The organism is Oleiphilus sp. HI0117 (assembly GCF_001635235.1).
The window spans coordinates 1-17037 of record NZ_LWGA01000155.1 but is presented as its reverse complement, the minus strand read 5'-3'; the positions used below and the strand labels follow the sequence as shown (position 1 = coordinate 17037).

16 protein-coding genes and 1 tRNA gene are annotated in these 17037 nt (G+C 45.0%); 16 read left to right on the top strand and 1 reads right to left on the bottom strand.

Annotated elements, in window-relative coordinates:
• Positions 1-1374, top strand: a 1374-nt coding sequence (locus A3757_RS02115) for an aminotransferase class V-fold PLP-dependent enzyme (protein WP_068739085.1), incomplete at its 5' end; no start/stop codon positions are given.
• A 37-nt stretch (positions 1375-1411) separates the two neighbouring features.
• On the opposite strand, the gene yhbY is transcribed toward A3757_RS02115, so the two are convergent.
• On the bottom strand, positions 1412-1714 hold the full coding sequence (gene yhbY / locus A3757_RS02110) for a ribosome assembly RNA-binding protein YhbY (protein WP_068515219.1): 303 nt from the start codon (positions 1712-1714) through the stop codon (positions 1412-1414).
• A 143-nt stretch (positions 1715-1857) separates the two neighbouring features.
• Between yhbY and rlmE the strand changes: the two genes are divergently transcribed.
• The 15 genes from rlmE to pnp all read left to right on the top strand — a co-directional run.
• Positions 1858-2475: a 23S rRNA (uridine(2552)-2'-O)-methyltransferase RlmE gene (rlmE, locus tag A3757_RS02105; RefSeq protein WP_068515313.1), complete on the top strand. Its 618-nt coding sequence runs from the start codon at positions 1858-1860 to the stop codon at positions 2473-2475.
• A gap of 214 nt (positions 2476-2689) precedes the next feature.
• Positions 2690-4639 carry an ATP-dependent zinc metalloprotease FtsH gene (gene ftsH, locus A3757_RS02100; RefSeq protein ID WP_231872064.1) on the top strand — a complete coding sequence of 650 codons (1950 nt, stop codon included), beginning with the start codon at positions 2690-2692 and terminating at the stop codon, positions 4637-4639.
• Positions 4640-4667: 28 nt separating this feature from the next.
• Entirely contained in the window at positions 4668-5504 is an 837-nt protein-coding gene (folP, locus tag A3757_RS02095; RefSeq protein WP_068506644.1) for a dihydropteroate synthase, read from the top strand.
• A gap of 28 nt (positions 5505-5532) precedes the next feature.
• The gene (gene glmM / locus A3757_RS02090; protein ID WP_068515215.1) at positions 5533-6876 is read left to right on the top strand and encodes a phosphoglucosamine mutase; all 1344 of its coding nucleotides are present in this window, start codon (positions 5533-5535) and stop codon (positions 6874-6876) included.
• An 89-nt stretch (positions 6877-6965) separates the two neighbouring features.
• On the top strand, positions 6966-7724 hold the full coding sequence (tpiA, locus tag A3757_RS02085; protein ID WP_068553677.1) for a triose-phosphate isomerase: 759 nt from the start codon (positions 6966-6968) through the stop codon (positions 7722-7724).
• An 84-nt stretch (positions 7725-7808) separates the two neighbouring features.
• Positions 7809-8204 (top strand): preprotein translocase subunit SecG, encoded by a 396-nt coding sequence (gene secG, locus A3757_RS02080; RefSeq protein WP_068515214.1) that lies wholly within the window; start codon positions 7809-7811, stop codon positions 8202-8204.
• Positions 8205-8217: 13 nt separating this feature from the next.
• A tRNA-Leu gene (locus A3757_RS02075) sits at positions 8218-8302 on the top strand.
• 141 nt (positions 8303-8443) lie between these two features.
• Positions 8444-8674 carry a hypothetical protein gene (locus A3757_RS02070; protein ID WP_068515212.1) on the top strand — a complete coding sequence of 77 codons (231 nt, stop codon included), beginning with the start codon at positions 8444-8446 and terminating at the stop codon, positions 8672-8674.
• Positions 8675-8696: 22 nt separating this feature from the next.
• Complete coding sequence (rimP, locus tag A3757_RS02065; protein ID WP_068515210.1) at positions 8697-9230, top strand: ribosome maturation factor RimP; 534 nt, start codon at positions 8697-8699, stop codon at positions 9228-9230.
• A gap of 26 nt (positions 9231-9256) precedes the next feature.
• Entirely contained in the window at positions 9257-10753 is a 1497-nt protein-coding gene (gene nusA, locus A3757_RS02060) for a transcription termination factor NusA (protein ID WP_068739087.1), read from the top strand.
• Positions 10754-10777: 24 nt separating this feature from the next.
• On the top strand, positions 10778-13309 hold the full coding sequence (infB, locus tag A3757_RS02055; RefSeq protein ID WP_068515208.1) for a translation initiation factor IF-2: 2532 nt from the start codon (positions 10778-10780) through the stop codon (positions 13307-13309).
• Positions 13310-13337: 28 nt separating this feature from the next.
• Positions 13338-13769 carry a 30S ribosome-binding factor RbfA gene (gene rbfA / locus A3757_RS02050; protein WP_068553620.1) on the top strand — a complete coding sequence of 144 codons (432 nt, stop codon included), beginning with the start codon at positions 13338-13340 and terminating at the stop codon, positions 13767-13769.
• Between the two features lie 5 nt (positions 13770-13774).
• Positions 13775-14809, top strand: coding sequence for a tRNA pseudouridine(55) synthase TruB (gene truB / locus A3757_RS02045; RefSeq protein WP_068515203.1), 1035 nt, complete (start codon positions 13775-13777; stop codon positions 14807-14809).
• 108 nt (positions 14810-14917) lie between these two features.
• Positions 14918-15187 carry a 30S ribosomal protein S15 gene (gene rpsO, locus A3757_RS02040; protein ID WP_068509647.1) on the top strand — a complete coding sequence of 90 codons (270 nt, stop codon included), beginning with the start codon at positions 14918-14920 and terminating at the stop codon, positions 15185-15187.
• Between the two features lie 323 nt (positions 15188-15510).
• The coding region (gene pnp / locus A3757_RS02035) for a polyribonucleotide nucleotidyltransferase (RefSeq protein ID WP_068739084.1) at positions 15511-17037 on the top strand (1527 nt) is incomplete at its 3' end.

Sequence of the window (17037 nt, the reverse complement as noted above, 5' to 3'; positions counted from 1 at the left end):
CTGCGCGAGCGCTTGGCCAAGTTAATCGGCCTATCATCTACCCATGAAATCGCACTGGCAAAAAACACCTCCGAGGCACTGTCAATGATTGCCTATGGCATTGAATGGCAAGCAGGTGATGAAGTAATTATCAGCAATCAGGAATTTCCGTCTAATCGCATAGTCTGGGAATCCCTGAGCCAGTTTGGTGTCACTGTAAACGTAGCAGATATAGACAAACAAGACCCTGTGCAGGCGATACAACAGCTGATAAGCCCCAAGACCAGGCTGGTTTCTATTAGCTCTGTTCAGTATGCAAGCGGCATTACAATTGACCTCCCGTCTCTTAGCCAGCTATGCAAAGCAGAACAATGCCTCCTTTGTGTGGATGCCATACAAAGTCTGGGCGCATTACCTTTCGATCAAACCTTAATCGATGCTGATTTCATTGTTGCCGATGGACATAAGTGGATGATGGCCGCCGAAGGTTTAGCGCTTTTCTATGTGAAAGGCATACATATCGAAACACTGAAGATCAATCAATTCGGTTGGCATATGATCGAACAGCGCGGCAACTACGACTCGCCCGAATGGACGCCAGCAAAGGACGCAAAACGCTTTGAGTGTGGCAGCCCCAACATGCTGGGGGTACAGGCTTTAAATGCCAGTTTGGGGCTACTGCTGGATATAGGCATCGACAATATTCATCAAGCCATATGCGAACGAACGAACTATCTGAAGGCACAATTACAAACCATTGATGACCTTTGTTTCATTTCTCCTGAAAATAAAAACCAAGCGCGTCAAAGTGGCATTATCTGCTTTCGCATTGAGGGGAAGGACAGCACTGAGCTATATCAAACACTTATGTCACGTAAAGTAATCTGTGCAAACCGGGGAGGAGGTATTCGTTTTTCCCCGCACTTTTATACCACCAAGCGAGTTGGCGAGATAGATATACGTATTGATTCCCAGGGTGAGTGGTATTATCAGGGAGACAAGATGGAGCGGCAGGCAGTGGTTCGCCTGTTGTCGCGGATATTACGCCGTGATGGTGAAGATTTCTTCCTGGTGACGCCTTACGAGAAAATGAAAATTACGGTGGATGATGCGCCCTTTGTTGTCGTGATGGTAGATCGCGAAGGTGAGGGTGAAGCGCAAAAGCTGCATTTTTCTACCCAGCTAGGCGATTACTTCACCTTGTCGGCAGATCACCCGCTCGAGGTAAGCTATAACGAACGCCAGGAACCGTCGCCATACGTGAAGGTAAGACATGGGCTTATGGCAAAATTGAGTCGGCCGGTTTATTACGAGTTAGCAGATTATATTTGTGAGCGCTCGGAGCAAGATACTGAGCTTGGTGTTTGGAGTGCTGGGCAGTTTTTTAAATTTTAGAGAGGTGCGTATGTCGCACCCCATTTGTATTTTAAGGTTAACGAATTAGGTTTGAAAGCTTAGGGTTAGGCTTCTTGTTCTTCTTAAGTAGCACCGCGATTTTTCCTATTGTTTGAACTAGCTCGGCGCCACTTTGTTCGACCAGCTCAGTGATGAGTGCACTGCGGTCATCGCGGTCACCAATTGCTACTTTAACTTTAATTAGCTCATGATCATTGAGTGCGCGATTCAGTTCTTCCATTAGGCCTTCGCTTAAACCTTTATCTCCGACTATAATCACCGGGTTTAGGTTGTGTGCGATAGTGCGATAATGTTTTTTGTCTGCAGAACTTAAGCTCATGAAAATAACCCGTAGTAGAAATCGTATAGTAAGTAAAAGTATTAACGGCGCGCATTCTAACAGTTATTTTATTTGATTGATAATGCCGCTAAATGTCAGGCTTATGCTCTGACAGGGCAGCGAGAATTTTTAAAGAGGGTGGTATGGCTCGTTCAAAATCAAGTTCCAAGTGGTTGAAAGAGCACTTCGATGATCAGTATGTAAAACAGTCACAGGAAGATGGGTATCGTTCTCGTGCCAGCTACAAATTGTTAGAGATTCAAAAAAAAGACCGCCTGTTTAAGCCGGGTATGACGGTGATTGACCTGGGGGCAGCGCCTGGTGGTTGGACTCAGGTAGCGCAAGAGCTGGTTGGGCCAAGTGGAAAGGTAATCGCTAGCGATATTTTATCTATGGATGCCTTGCCTGATGTGACTTTTGTTCAGGGTGACTTTACTGAAGAAGACGTGTTTGATCGTCTTATGGCAGAAATTGATGGTCAAGTAGACCTTGTAATCTCAGATATGGCCCCCAATATGAGTGGGAATGCTGCTTCTGATATACCCAATGCGATGTATCTGGTTGAGTTAGCTCTGGATATGGCGCGACAAACTTTAAAACCTAATGGCGCATTTATCGCTAAGGTTTTTCAGGGGGAGGGCTTTGACTCCTTGATTGGAGATATGCGACAGATGTTTACTAAGGTATATAGCCGTAAGCCGGACGCTTCAAGGGCCCGCTCGCGGGAAATCTATCAAGTAGGTGTTGGGTTTAAGGGTTGAATGCCTTACAAATTAAAGGTGTTTAAAACTCCTGTCAGGGCATAGCTATTTAAGAAATCAGGCGGTATATTGAGCCACTTTGGTTTTGCTTTGTTGTCGACTTATGTCGTGTAAGTTTTGAAATGTCTCGGAATATTATTTCGGGAAATACTAAATTAGTTTGTTTAATCGTAAATTAAGTATCTAAAGATACTGGTAAAAGAGGGATTCTCCTTTGAATGACATGGTAAAAAACCTGGTTCTGTGGTTGGTGATAGCAGCAGTTTTGTTGACAGTGTTTAACAACTTCAATGGCCAACAAAAAGTGAAGCCAATGGACTATTCACAATTCATAGAATTAGTTCAAGGGGGGCAGGTTAAGGAAGTTGCCATTGATGGTTTGCACTTTGATGTGGTGACGACCGATGGGCGTCATTATGAAACCGTTCGTCCAATGGTTGAAGACCCTGGCTTAATGCATGACCTGATTGAGAACAAGGTTCGGGTTGTTGGTAAGGAGCCAGAGCAGCAAAGTATTTGGACTCAGCTGCTAGTCGCTTCATTCCCTATTCTTGTCATTATCGCTGTATTTATGTTTTTTATGCGCCAGATGCAGGGCGGCGGTGGCGGCAAGGGACCAATGTCGTTCGGTAAGAGTAAAGCTCGTTTAATGAGTGAAGACCAAATTAAGACAACCTTTGCTGATGTGGCCGGTGTTGATGAAGCTAAAGAAGATGTTAAAGAGCTTGTAGAGTTTTTGCGGGATCCAAGCAAATTTCAACGCTTGGGTGGCAAGATTCCACGTGGCGTATTGATGGTTGGTCAGCCGGGTACCGGTAAGACATTGCTTGCCAAGGCAATTGCCGGTGAAGCAAAAGTTCCTTTCTTCTCAATTTCTGGTTCTGACTTTGTAGAAATGTTTGTCGGTGTGGGTGCTTCACGTGTGCGTGATATGTTCGAGCAGGCCAAGAAGCAATCTCCTTGTATTATCTTTATCGATGAGATCGATGCTGTCGGTCGCCATCGTGGTGCGGGTATGGGTGGTGGTCATGATGAGCGTGAGCAAACACTGAACCAGCTCTTGGTAGAGATGGACGGCTTTGAAGGTAGTGAAGGTGTCATTGTTATTGCTGCAACCAATAGGCCGGATGTTCTAGACCCAGCATTGTTAAGACCGGGGCGTTTTGACCGTCAAGTTGTGGTCGGTTTGCCAGATATACTTGGTCGTGAGCAAATTCTGAAGGTGCATATGAAAAAGGTGCCTTTAGCTGAGGATGTTGCGCCAAGTTTGATTGCCCGTGGTACGCCAGGATTTTCAGGTGCTGACTTGGCGAACCTGGTTAACGAAGCTTCCCTGTTTGCGGCACGAGCTGATAAGCGTGCAGTTGAAATGACAGACTTTGAGCTTGCTAAAGATAAGATTATGATGGGCGCAGAGCGCAAGTCTATGGTGATGTCTGAGAAGGAAAAGCTTAATACGGCTTATCATGAAGCGGGACATGCAATTGTTGGTCGTGTTTTACCAGAACATGATCCGGTTTATAAGGTAAGTATTATTCCGAGAGGTCGTGCTTTGGGTGTGACGATGTTCCTGCCTGAAGAAGATCGTTATAGCTTGAGTCGCAAGCAGCTTATCAGCCAGATTTGTTCGCTTTATGGTGGCCGAATTGCCGAAGAAATGACATTAGGTATGGATGGTGTCACAACCGGCGCATCAAACGATATTCAGCGTGCGACAGAGATTGCTAGAAATATGGTAACCAAGTGGGGCTTGTCCGATAAGTTAGGGCCCTTGCTTTATGATGATGCCCAAGAAGAAGTGTTTTTAGGAAAGTCCGCTGGCAGTGGCGGTTCTCATGTGGCGGGTGCTACACGTAATGAAATTGATACCGAAGTGCGTTCAATTATTGATACATGTTATGCGCAAGCACAAAAAATCCTCGAGGATAATCGTTCAATTCTTGATGCAATGGCGGATGCTTTGATGAAGTATGAAACCATTGATTCTGAGCAGATTGATGACTTGATGGACGGTAAGGATCCACGTGAGCCAAAAGGCTGGTCAAGTAACGGTCGTAACGATAACGATGGTTCGAGCGACAAAAAAGCCGATAGCGAAGATGATAAGGTTGTGGATATCGCTGATGGCAAAAAGCCAACTGACGAGACTGGAGAGCAGGGTTAGGTTCTCCAGAGATGTGTTTAGTTAAATTATGAGTCAATTGTTCAAGTTCGCCAGTCGAGAGCTCGATCTGGCGACAACTCAAGTGATGGGTGTTCTTAATGTAACACCCGATTCCTTTTCTGACGGTGGTCAGTACTCTAATCTCGATTCAGCACTAAATCAGGTTGAAATAATGCTTGCTCAAGGGGCGAGTATTATTGATGTGGGCGGTGAGTCTACTCGTCCAGGTGCACAGCCAGTAAGCGTTCAAGAAGAGCTTGATCGTGTTTGTCCTGTTGCTGAAAAAATTCTTCAAAACTTCGATGTCGTATTATCGGTCGATACTAGTACACCGCAAGTCATGCGTGAAACCGTTGCGCTGGGCGCTGGTTTGATTAATGATGTTCGGGCATTTACGCGACCTGGCGCGGTCGAAGCCGTTGCGGGTGCGAATGTCGCCTTGTGTGTCATGCATATGCAAGGTAAGCCCGATACAATGCAAATTCAGCCAGAATATACGTCGGTTGTGGAAGAGGTTGAGGCCTTTTTACTTTCGCGTATTAATACGCTCAAGTCTGCTGGGGTTGATGATCAGCGTTTGATTGTCGATCCAGGTTTTGGTTTTGGTAAAACGCTTTCCCATAATCTGAGCTTATTAGCTGGCATTGAGCGACTAAAACGTATGGGGTACCCTGTGTTGGTTGGGGTTTCTAGAAAGTCCATGTTTGCTGACTTGCTGGGACGAGATGTAGAACAGCGTTTAGCTGGAAGTTTGTCTGCTGCGACACTTGCTGCCTGGCAAGGGGCCGAGATCGTAAGGGTTCATGATGTTGTTGAGACGGTTGATGCGGTGCGTGTTGTTGATGCTGTAAAGCGTGCAGGTTAGGTTTATTTAAGGGTTTTAGGGAAAAGATATGTCTTCAAGAAAATACTTTGGTACAGATGGAATTCGTGGCTGCTTGGGTGAAGGTGCAATTACACCAGAGTTTATGCTTAAGCTGGGTTGGGCTTGTGGTAAGGTTTTCAAGAAAGAAGGCCTCAGGAATCGTGTCATTATTGGTAAAGATACGCGAATATCCGGTTACTTGTTTGAGTCTGCGCTTGAGGCAGGTTTATCTGCAGCGGGTATGGATGTGCGCTTATTGGGCCCAATGCCTACACCAGCCGTTGCGTACTTGACGCGAACCTATAGGGCAAATGCCGGTATTGTTATTAGTGCTTCCCATAACCCTTATCATGATAACGGTATTAAGTTCTTTTCTTCTAAGGGTTTGAAGTTGGATGATGCTGTTGAATTAGAGATTGAATCTTGGCTTGATAAAGACCTTGAAGTCGTAGCGCCCGACCTGCTAGGTAAGGCGAAACGTATTGATGATGCAATTGGCCGTTATGTCGAATGCTGTAAGGCGACCATTCCTTCGTCGATGTCTTTGACTGGTATGAAAATTGTGCTGGATTGTGCGCATGGTGCAACCTACCAGGTGGCGCCTTATGTCTTTAAAGAATTGGGTGCAGAAATCACCACAATTGGTGTGCAACCAGATGGTTTGAATATTAATCGTGATGTAGGTTCGACAAGCCCTCAGGCGCTTGTTGACAAGGTATTAGAAGTTGAGGCTGATCTCGGGATTGCATTTGATGGCGACGGTGACCGTGTCATCATGGTTGATCATAAAGGTGAAGTGGTTGATGGTGATGAGCTGATTTATATTATTGCCAGGAATCGTCAGCAGGCTGGTCGCTTGGAAGGTGGGGTTGTCGGTACATTAATGACGAACTTTGGTGCAGAGCTGGCATTGCAAAAGCTGAATATTCCTTTTGTTCGTGCAAATGTGGGCGACCGCTATGTGATGGAGCAGCTAGTGAAGAATGGCTGGGAGCTTGGTGGTGAGAACTCAGGCCATATTATTTGCTTTGATAAAGCGAGCACGGGTGATGCAACTATTGCTGCGTTGCAGGTTCTTATTTCCTTATGGCGTGACGGTAAGAGCTTGCATGAGTTGAAGTCCGAGATGACTAAGCTTCCACAGGTGTTGAAGAACGTACGAATTAAAGAAAAAACAGACCCCATGTCAAACGATGTTATTGCCCAGGCTGTTAAAGAGCAAGGTGAGCGTTTGGCAGGGCAGGGTAGAGTGTTGTTGAGAGGCTCGGGTACGGAGCCTCTAATCCGGGTTATGGCTGAGGGCGAGGATGCGGACTTGGTGAATTCAGTGGTGAACTCTCTGGTTGAAACGGTCCAGAATGCAATTGGTTAAGTAATTGGGTAAAAAGTCGTAATGGGTTGCTTGTAAGTAAAGATTAACTCGGTTAGTATTTGCGCCCTTCTGAAAAGCTGGTGTTATATATGCGTAGCAAGATTGTTGCGGGAAATTGGAAAATGAATGGTAGTGTTGCATTTATGCAGGACTACTTGCAGGCATTTAGCGATCAAGCATCGTCTAACGTGCCTGACGATGTGCAAGTGCTAATCGCACCGCCGACAGTTTTACTTTCCGGCTTTTTTGAAGCAAGTAAAGACTCCGGTATCCAGTTGGCAGCTCAGAATGTTGCTGGTTTTGACGAAGGTGCGTTTACTGGTGAAGTATCTGCGCCTATGTTGAGCGATGTAGGTTGTCAGTGGTCGTTAGTTGGGCACTCAGAGCGTAGAGCTTTGTTCGGAGAGACTGATAGTGATGTTGTTGCTAAAATCTCCCGTTTGCTAAAGGCTGGTATTAAGCCGGTTTTGTGTGTAGGTGAGACTCTGGAAGATCGAGAAGGTGGTAGAGCGCAGGAAGTTGTTGCGACGCAAGTCGGCGCTGTGCTGAAGCAATTTTCTTCGCAAGAAATGTCTGATTTGCTTATTGCTTATGAGCCGGTTTGGGCAATTGGGACAGGCGAAACAGCAACGCCAGAGCAAGCTCAGGAAATGCACGCTTATATTCGGCAGCAGGTTTCAGAAAAGTCTGCGGACTTAGCTGAAAATATGGCAATTCTGTACGGTGGTAGTGTTAATGTAAAAACCGCCAAAGAATTGTTTGGTCAGGATGATATTGATGGTGGGCTAGTTGGTGGCGCATCATTAAAAGTGAGCGACTTTTTACAAATCTGTAAGAGCGCTGGTTAGTAATTTTTATTGTTGTTTGTTGCAATTAAGAGTTTGAGGCTCTTGATGGGGCGGGCAACTAGAGTAGAAAAATAGGCTAAAAGTATGGAATGGTTAGAGACTGCCGTTATTGTGGTGCATATTCTGGTATCACTAGGTTTGATTGGTTTGGTTTTGCTGCAGCAAGGTAAGGGTGCTGAAGCGGGTGCTTCCTTTGGTGGTGGTGCGTCACAAACCGTTTTTGGTAGTCAGGGTAGTGGTAGCTTCCTAACACATATGACCAAATACTTTGCGATTGTATTCTTTATTACCAGTATTTCTCTGGCGGTGATCGCTAAGCAGAAATCAGAAATTTCTGCAGATGATTTCATTGCGCCTGTTGCTGAGCTTGAAACCTCAGGAACTGATGAGTCGGCGACAGAGTTAGAAGGCGGTGAGTCAATTGATACGGCTGCGAAAGATGCGATGCCTGCCGAGTCAGCGGCGCCAGAGTTAGAATAAGTTTTTGGTTTTTGCCCAAGTGGTGGAATTGGTAGACACGCTATCTTGAGGGGGTAGTGGCGTAAGCCGTGCCGGTTCAAGTCCGGCCTTGGGCACCAACTTAGAAAGCCTGTCACGTTTGTGACGGGCTTTTTGCTTTTCTGGGTTTAAGTTATTTGTTCAAGTAATAGATCAATTGTGGGTAATGAACTGTAAGGTACAGTGCTTAACGGTTGACCCATTAAGGTTTGGTGCATATAATGCGGCCGAATATTGCTGCGCACGAGTATAGTCCAAGCTTGTTTATTGCTTTGATTAATATTGCTGATGTTGATTTATTAGATGTTAGCTTGTGGAAATCAACGATGCGTGAGAAAAATCTGGTAAAAGCCGCCTTTGGTGGTCTCTTGAGTGTTACTCAGAGGCTCGGTTGTTTAAGGTTGTGGTGGCTTTTTCGTGTGATGGGCTTTATGCCCATTTTTTGTTTCTGAAATATGAAAAACGGTACTGCCATTGTCTGCAAAAAAGAAGCTGTTAGAAGAATTGATTGAACCGGTCATTGAAGGGCTGGGTTACGAGTGTTGGGGTATTGAATATATGTCCCAGGGTAAGCACTCTGTGTTGCGTGTGTTTATTGAAAGCGCACAAACCGAAGAAAAACAAGAAACTGAAGTCCCTGGTGAAGTAGATGAAAATATCACTGAGGAACAGGCCAGGGAAAGCGGCATAGAGCTCAAAGATTGTGAGCTGGTGAGCCGTCAGTTGAGTGGTGTAATGGATGTAGAAGATCCGATAAACGGAGAGTATACCTTGGAGGTTTCTTCGCCAGGCATGGATCGTCCATTATATAAGCTAAATCACTATGAACGGTTTCAGGGGCACCAAGTTGCCTTGAAATTACGCATGGCCTATGAAGGTCGTCGCAAGTACAGTGGTTTACTAAAAGGATTGGAAGGAAATGATATTGTTCTTCAGGTTGGTGAAGAAGAATTTTTATTTCCTATTGAAGCGATTGAAAAAGCGAACGTAGTGCCGCAGTTTGATTGAATTTGAAGATTGGAGCGAATGACGCGATGAATAAAGAAATTTTGCTAGTTGTTGAAGCAGTTTCAAATGAAAAGGGTGTTGAAAAAGATATTATTTTTGAAGCGATTGAACTGGCTTTAGCGGCAGCAACCAAAAAACGTTACGAAGACGAAGAAGACGCCAATATTGAAGTTAAGATCGACCGTAAGACGGGTGATCACGAAACCTTCAGGCATTGGACTATCGTTGATAATGAAGCTGTTCCAGGTTTGGGTACCGAGTTGACAATGCAGGAAGCAGAGGAAATAGATACATCTCTGCAACCAGGCGATATTCATACCGAACAGGTTGAATCAATTTCATTCGGTCGAATTGGTGCTCAGGCAGCAAAGCAGATTATTGTCCAGAAAGTTCGCGAAGCAGAGCGAGAGAAGATTGTCGATAGTTATCGCGATCGCGTCGGTGAACTTGTTTCAGGTACCGTGAAGAAAGTAACACGAGATAATGTGATTGTTGATCTAGGTAACAATGCTGAGGCATTACTTCCTCGTGAGAATCTGATCGCTCGTGAAGTTTTCCGAATGGGCGACCGTGTTAGGGCGCTTCTAGAAGAAATTCGAGTTGAAGTTCGTGGCCCTCAACTTATTCTGAGCCGTTCAGCGCCAGGTATGTTGATCGAGTTGTTTAAAATTGAAGTGCCTGAGATTTCAGAAGAAGTTATCGAGATTCGTGCCGCGGCGCGTGATCCAGGTTCTCGAGCTAAAATCGCTGTAAAAACTAATGATAAGCGAATTGATCCGGTTGGTGCTTGTGTTGGTATGCGTGGAGCACGAGTTCAGGCCGTCTCAGGTGAGTTAGGTAATGAGCGTGTCGATATCATCGTCTGGGATGATAACCCGGCTCAGCTAGTGGTTAACGCCATGGCGCCTGCCGAGGTTGCTTCTATCGTAGTAGACGAAGAAACAAATTCCATGAACGTTGCGGTATCTGAAGATAACTTGGCTATGGCAATCGGTCGAGCAGGGCAAAATGTTCGTCTGGCTGGTGAATTGACCGGCTGGGAATTGAACGTTATGTCTGAAGAAGATGCAGGTAAGCAGCAGGAAGAAGAGGTTGGCAAGTATGTTGACTTGTTTATCGAAACGCTTGATGTAGATGAAGACTTGGCGACTGAGTTGGTAAATGAGGGCTTTACTTCACTAGAAGAAGTCGCCTATGTACCGATTGAGGAAATGTTAGAGATTGACGCCTTCGATGAAGATATTGTTGAAGAGTTACGTCGTCGTGCAAAAGATGCCTTATTGAATAAAGCTTTGGCTTCCGAAGAGGAACTCGAAGGTAAAGAGCCTGCAGAGGATCTATTGGCAATGGACGGCATGGACCAGCATTTGGCTTTGGTTCTTGCTAGTAAAGGTATTGTCACGATGGAAGATCTTGCAGAACAGTCTATCGATGAGTTAATGGAAGTCGATGAGATGGATGAAGAAAAAGCCGGGCAGTTAATTATGACTGCACGAGCACCTTGGTTTGAAAACCAGGAATAAAGACGGGAGTCAGGAGAATTAATCATGTCTGAAGTAACTGTCAAACAACTGGCAAATGATATAGGTGCACCGGTCGACCGACTGTTAAAGCAAATCGCGGATGCAGGTTTACCTGCTCGTGATGAGAGCTCGGTTGTTACTGATGAAGAAAAGCAAACTTTGCTGACTTTCTTAAAGAAAAGTCATGGCGAAGAAAATGACGAGCCTAAGAAAATCACACTGAAGCGCAAGACGACATCAACTTTGAAGATGTCAGCGGGTCAAGGTAAGTCAAAAACAGTTAATGTTGAGGTGCGTAAGAAACGTACCTATGTGAAGCGCCCGGAAGTCTCTTTAGAGCTTGAACAGCAGAAGAAAGAAGAGGCAGAACGAGCAGCTAAACTAGCCGAAGAAGTTGCTGCTAAGAAAGCACAAGAAGCGAAAGAAGCTGAAGAGAAAGCTCGAAAAGAGCAAGAAGCCAAAGAGGCTGAAGCTAAGCGTGAAGCGGAAGATGCTAAGAAAAGTGAAGCGAAAGCGCCGAAGGCTGAAGTACCAGTGACGCCTGCTGAGCTTGAAACAAACGAAAAGCATAAAAAGCACAAGAAGAAAGAAAAAGTGCCTGTTGTGGATGAGGACGAAGCTCCGAAACGCAAGCATGTTAAGTCTGCCGGACACAGAGCGCCTCGTCAGCGAGATGAAGATCTATCAACAATCAGTTTAGATGTTCTTATCGATGAAGATGAGCCGCAGCCACGTAAGCTAAAGTCTAAAAAGAAGAAAGTAAAACGTACTCATGCTTTCGAGAAACCGGTGTCGCCTGTGGTTAGAGAAGTAAATATCGGTGAGTCAATCATCGTAAGTGAATTGGCAGACAAGATGTCTGTTAAGAGCGCCGTTGTGATTAAATCACTGATGGGTATGGGCGTTATGGCAACGCAGAACCAGTCTATTGACCAAGAAACTGCAGTGCTTGTTACTGAGGAGTTAGGTCATACAGTGAAATTGGTTGCTGAAGATGCGATCGAAGCTGAAGTGATTGAGAGTATCGATTACGCAGGTGAAGAGACGCCTCGTGCGCCAGTTATCAGTGTAATGGGTCACGTTGACCACGGTAAGACCTCTCTGCTTGATTATATCCGTAAAGCGAAAGTAGCTAGTGGAGAGTCAGGTGGTATTACACAGCATATTGGTGCTTATCACGTAGAGACCGGTCATGGCATGATCACCTTCCTGGATACGCCAGGACACGCAGCCTTTACAGCTATGCGTGCACGTGGTGCGAGCAGTACTGATATTGTTATTCTGGTTGTAGCAGCCGATGATGGCATGATGCCACAAACCGAAGAAGCGATTCAGCATGCGCGATCAGCAAATATGCCGATCGTTGTTGCGGTAAACAAAATGGATAAAGAGCAAGCAGATCCTGATCGTGTTAAAAATGAACTAGCGACGAAAGAAGTTATCCCCGAAGACTGGGGTGGCGATGTCCAGTTTGTAAACGTTTCTGCGCATACCGGTGAAGGTATTGATGCTTTGCTTGATGCTGTATTGCTTCAAGCTGAGCTTCTAGAGTTAACAGCTGCCAAGAACGTTCCGGCAAAAGGTGTTGTTGTGGAATCTAGCCTTGATAAAGGCCGTGGTGCTGTATCAACAGTATTGATACAGAACGGTACACTTCGTGGTGGTGATATCGTTATTGCGGGCATGTGTTACGGTCGCGTTCGAGCGATGCTTGATGAAAATGGTCAGCCAATTAAAGATGCAGGCCCGTCTATTCCAGTTGAGATACTGGGTCTTAATGGCACGCCTGATGCGGGTGACGAGTTTGTTGTTGTTGAGAGCGAGCGAAAGGCACGTGAAGTAGCTGAGTTCCGCGAAGAGAAGAGCCGAAAGGATCGCTTGCAGCGTCAACAGGCTTCTAAGCTTGAGAACATGTTTAGCAATATGGGCCAAGATGAAGTTCGTACTTTGAACGTTGTTCTGAAAACTGACGTGCGTGGTTCTTTGGAGGCGCTGACGGCATCATTGAATGACATTGGTAATGAAGAAGTTCAAGTAAGAATCGTGGGTAGTGGTGTCGGTGGTATTACCGGTACTGATGCTAACCTGGCTTTAACTACCAATGCGGTAATTGTTGGCTTTAACGTTCGTGCTGATGCTTCTGCAAGAAAGATTATTGATGAAGAAGGTCTGGATCTTCGCTACTACAGCGTTATCTACGATATTATTGATCACGTTAAGCAAGCTCTAACTGGCATGCTAGCTCCTGAGTTTAAAGAAGAGATTGTCGGCATCGCTGAAGTTCGTGACACCTTTAAGTCTCCTAAGTTTGGTCAGGTTGCGGGTTGTATGGTGCTTGAAGGTACGATCTACCGTAATAAGAAGATTCGCGTATTGCGTGACGATATCGTGATCTTTGAAGGCGAGTTAGAATCATTGCGTCGCTTTAAGGATGACGTTAATGATGTTCGTTCAGGTACTGAATGTGGTATCGGTGTTAAGAACTATGACGTAAAAGTGGGCGATAAGATTGAGGTCTTCGATAAGATCTCTGTTGAACGTACACTCGATTCGTAATTAGTTTGATTAGCGGGATAAGTAGTTAATGGCGCAAGATTTTAAAAGAACAGATCGTATTGCTGATCAAATGCAACGCGATCTGGCAGAGTTGCTTCGTTCTTCAATGAAGGACCCTCGGGTTGGCATGGTAACAGTGAATCAAGTGGTGGTGGCCAAAGACCTCGGTTTTGCCGATGTTTATGTTACCTTACTCACAGTTGATGATCTGGATGCTGATGCGGCTGAGGTAAAAAGTACGATTAAAGTACTTAACGGAGCAGCAGGGTTCTTGCGCAGCGAGCTTGGTCGTATGATCAAGCTTAGAACTATCCCGCAACTACGTTTTCATTTTGACGCTTCGGTTAAACGCGGCCGTCAACTCGATAATCTTATTTCTCAGGCTCGAAAGAAAGACGCTGATTTGTCTGTCGATGAGGGGAATGAAGATTCCAATACTCCTACGGATAACGAAGGCTAGTCCCTTTGGCGCGTAGAAGAAAAGGACGCCTGCTAAACGGGGTGTTGTTGCTTGATAAGCCTCAAGGGATGACTTCAAATTTTGCCTTGCAAAAAGCTCGGCGGATATTTGGTGCTCAAAAAGCAGGTCATACCGGAAGTCTTGATCCTCTAGCGACGGGTGTTTTACCAATTTGTTTTGGTGAGGCAACCAAGTTCTCTCGTTATCTACTTGATGCGAATAAAGGCTATTACACAACCGCGACTCTAGGAGATATCCGGACGACCGGTGATAGTGATGGCGAAACGGTCGAGATCAAAGAAGTGCCTGCACTCAGTGAAGCTCCCTTATTAAGCTTGCTAGAGAAATTTAAAGGTGACATAGAGCAGGTGCCATCTATGTATTCTGCGCTAAAGCATCAGGGTCGCCCCTTATATGAATATGCGCGCAAAGGTATCACGATAGAGCGTCCTGCACGCCCAGTTAGTATTTTCAGGCTTGAGCTCGATGAGTTACGCGAAAAGCAGCTCGATTTGACTGTCGAATGTTCGAAAGGTACTTATATTCGCTCATTAGTGGAAGATATTGGTAATGAACTGGGCTGTGGTGCGCATGTCTCAATGTTGCGTCGTTTTAAGGCCGGGCACTTCATGTTGGATAGCACTGTTAAGATGCTTGCTTTGGACGAAATGTCTCAAGAACTTGCTTTAGGTGAAGGCTTGGAAGCAGTTTTAGATGTCAATTTACTGCCAATTGACAGTTTATTGCCTGATACACCCAAAGTATGCCTAAAAAATGAGCTTGTAAGCTCGATATTAAATGGACAAGCGGTTAGAATAGCCGACTTTGAAAATACTGGCTTTGTCTGTATTTATCTGCCTGTTGATACTTTATGCCAAAATTTAAGTGTCGAGCAGACAATATTCAAGCAGTATTTTGAATCTACCTTTGAAAAAGATGGTCAGCAATATGTCTTTGCTGGTGTCGCTGAAATTGACGAAGAAGGTATGTTACAACCTAGTCGACTCGTCAACTTTAATGAAATTGCGACACAGGTATAGGTCTTTTTCAAACTAATAACGGTAGAAAGAAAACAAGTTTCGCAAACGAGTTGACTGTAAATATGCGCGGTTGGCTTAAGTTTTAATTAGCATATTGAGGAAATAACTATGGCTCTTAATGCCGAAGAAAAAGCAAAAGTAGTAAGCGAATATCAACAGTCTGAAGGTGATACTGGTTCTCCAGAAGTTCAGGTTGCATTGTTGACAACTAACATCAACAAATTGCAAGGCCACTTCAAGGGTAACAAGCACGACCACCATTCACGTCGCGGTTTGATCCGTATGGTTAACCAGCGTCGTAAGTTGTTGGACTACTTGAAGCGTAAGGACGGTCAGCGTTATTTAGACTTGATCGCTCGCTTAGGTCTACGTCGCTAAGGTGTAAGCTTTTTGAGCTTTGTTTTAGAGATGACTATGATTTTGTTATGAAGTCATAAATAAAGTACCGGCATGTCTTGAAAGATAGACATGCCGGTTCTTTTTTATCGATAATCATATTTTTTTATGTGATTGTCATCACGCTTAGTTGTTTGTGCAGCTAAGGTAAATGTAAAAGTGCTTTGTTAGAAGGCCGTAAAGTTTTATGTCTGAGTGTTTTTTCTGAGCTCGTTCTTCAAAGAAGTAAGAACACTGAGACGTAAAGCTTTTAGTCCTTGTCATTTAGCGAAGCTAAATCAAAGAAAATAAATTAAGGAGCCGATGTGAATCCGGTTATTAAAAAATTTAAGTACGGTAAGTCAGAAGTTACAATCGAAACAGGCAGAATCGCTCGTCAAGCAACAGGTTCTGTATTAGTCACAATGGACGATATCGCAGTATTGGTTGCGGTAACAGCAGCTAAACAAACTGCGCCAGGCCAAGACTTTTTCCCATTATCTGTTTTCTACAACGAGAAACAGTATGCGATTGGTAAAATCCCAGGTGGTTACATCAAGCGTGAATCGCGTCCTTCTGAAAAAGAGACGCTAACTTCTCGTCTAATTGACCGTCCAATTCGTCCGTTGTTTCCAAATGGTTTCATGAACGAAGTTCAGGTTGTTTGTACTGTTATGTCAGCAAACAAAACTGACAACTCAGATATCGCAGCGATGATCGGTACTTCTGCTGCGTTGGCTATCTCAGGTGTTCCGTTCAATGGTCCTATCGGTGCAGCACGTGTTGGCTTTACTGATGAAGATGGTTATTCACTTAACCCAACAAACGCTGAGTTGGAAGATTCGTTATTAGACATGGTTGTAGCGGGCACCAAAGACGCAGTATTGATGGTTGAGTCTGAAGCAAAAGAAATGACTGAAGACGAAATGCTGGGCGCTGTTTTGTTTGCTCACCAGGAAATGCAGGCAATCGTTACTGCTGTAACCGAGTTTGCTGAAGAAGTAGGCACTGAGAAGTGGGACTGGACTCCTGAAGAAGTGAACACTGCGCTTGCTGAAGCTGTTGCGGCTGAGTCAGCGGAAGGTATTACAGCTGCTTACTCTATTAGCGACAAAATGGCACGTTACAGTGCACTAGGTGAGCTGAAAGCTGCTGCTGTTGAGAAGCTAGTGACCGATGCGGAAGATTCACCTTCTGCAGATGACGTTAAAGCTTACTTCTCTAAGTTAGAAAAGAAAATTGTTCGTGGTCGTATCACGCAAGGCGAGCCTCGTATCGATGGTCGTGACAACAGCACTGTTCGTCCTATAAAGGTTGAAGTGGGTGTACTGCCGAATACTCATGGTTCAGCTTTGTTTACACGTGGTGAGACTCAGGCGATTGTTACGACAACGCTAGGTACCTCTCGTGATGCACAGATCGTTGACGATTATGCTGGCGAATACAAAGAAAACTTCATGTTGCACTACAACTTCCCTCCTTACTCTGTAGGTGAGTGTGGTCGTATGGGTCCTCCAGGTCGTCGTGAGATCGGTCATGGTAAGTTGGCTAAGCGTGGTCTTCAGGCGCTTATGCCTACCGCTGAGGAATTCCCATACACAATTCGTTGTGTATCTGAAATCACAGAATCTAACGGTTCTAGCTCAATGGCAAGTGTTTGCGGAAGCAGCTTGGCAATGATGGATGCGGGTGTACCTTTAGCTGCGCCAGTTGCGGGTATCGCAATGGGCTTGGTTAAAGAAGGTGATGACTTTGCCGTTCTGACTGATATCTTGGGTGATGAAGATCACTTAGGCGATATGGACTTTAAAGTAGCGGGTACTGACGAAGGTATTACTGCTTTGCAGATGGAT

Excerpts from the sequence above, each read along its gene's own strand:
- rbfA (WP_068553620.1), top strand. The coding sequence starts at position 13,338 with ATGGCGCAAGATTTTAAAAGAACAGATCGTATTGCTGATCAAATGCAA.
- A3757_RS02070 (WP_068515212.1), top strand. The coding sequence starts at position 8,444 with ATGCGGCCGAATATTGCTGCGCACGAGTATAGTCCAAGCTTGTTTATT.
- yhbY (WP_068515219.1), bottom strand. The coding sequence starts at position 1,714 with ATGAGCTTAAGTTCTGCAGACAAAAAACATTATCGCACTATCGCACAC.
- secG (WP_068515214.1), top strand. The coding sequence starts at position 7,809 with ATGGAATGGTTAGAGACTGCCGTTATTGTGGTGCATATTCTGGTATCA.
- nusA (WP_068739087.1), top strand. The coding sequence starts at position 9,257 with ATGAATAAAGAAATTTTGCTAGTTGTTGAAGCAGTTTCAAATGAAAAG.
- tpiA (WP_068553677.1), top strand. The coding sequence starts at position 6,966 with ATGCGTAGCAAGATTGTTGCGGGAAATTGGAAAATGAATGGTAGTGTT.
- rlmE (WP_068515313.1), top strand. The coding sequence starts at position 1,858 with ATGGCTCGTTCAAAATCAAGTTCCAAGTGGTTGAAAGAGCACTTCGAT.
- rpsO (WP_068509647.1), top strand. The coding sequence starts at position 14,918 with ATGGCTCTTAATGCCGAAGAAAAAGCAAAAGTAGTAAGCGAATATCAA.
- folP (WP_068506644.1), top strand. The coding sequence starts at position 4,668 with ATGAGTCAATTGTTCAAGTTCGCCAGTCGAGAGCTCGATCTGGCGACA.
- glmM (WP_068515215.1), top strand. The coding sequence starts at position 5,533 with ATGTCTTCAAGAAAATACTTTGGTACAGATGGAATTCGTGGCTGCTTG.
- infB (WP_068515208.1), top strand. The coding sequence starts at position 10,778 with ATGTCTGAAGTAACTGTCAAACAACTGGCAAATGATATAGGTGCACCG.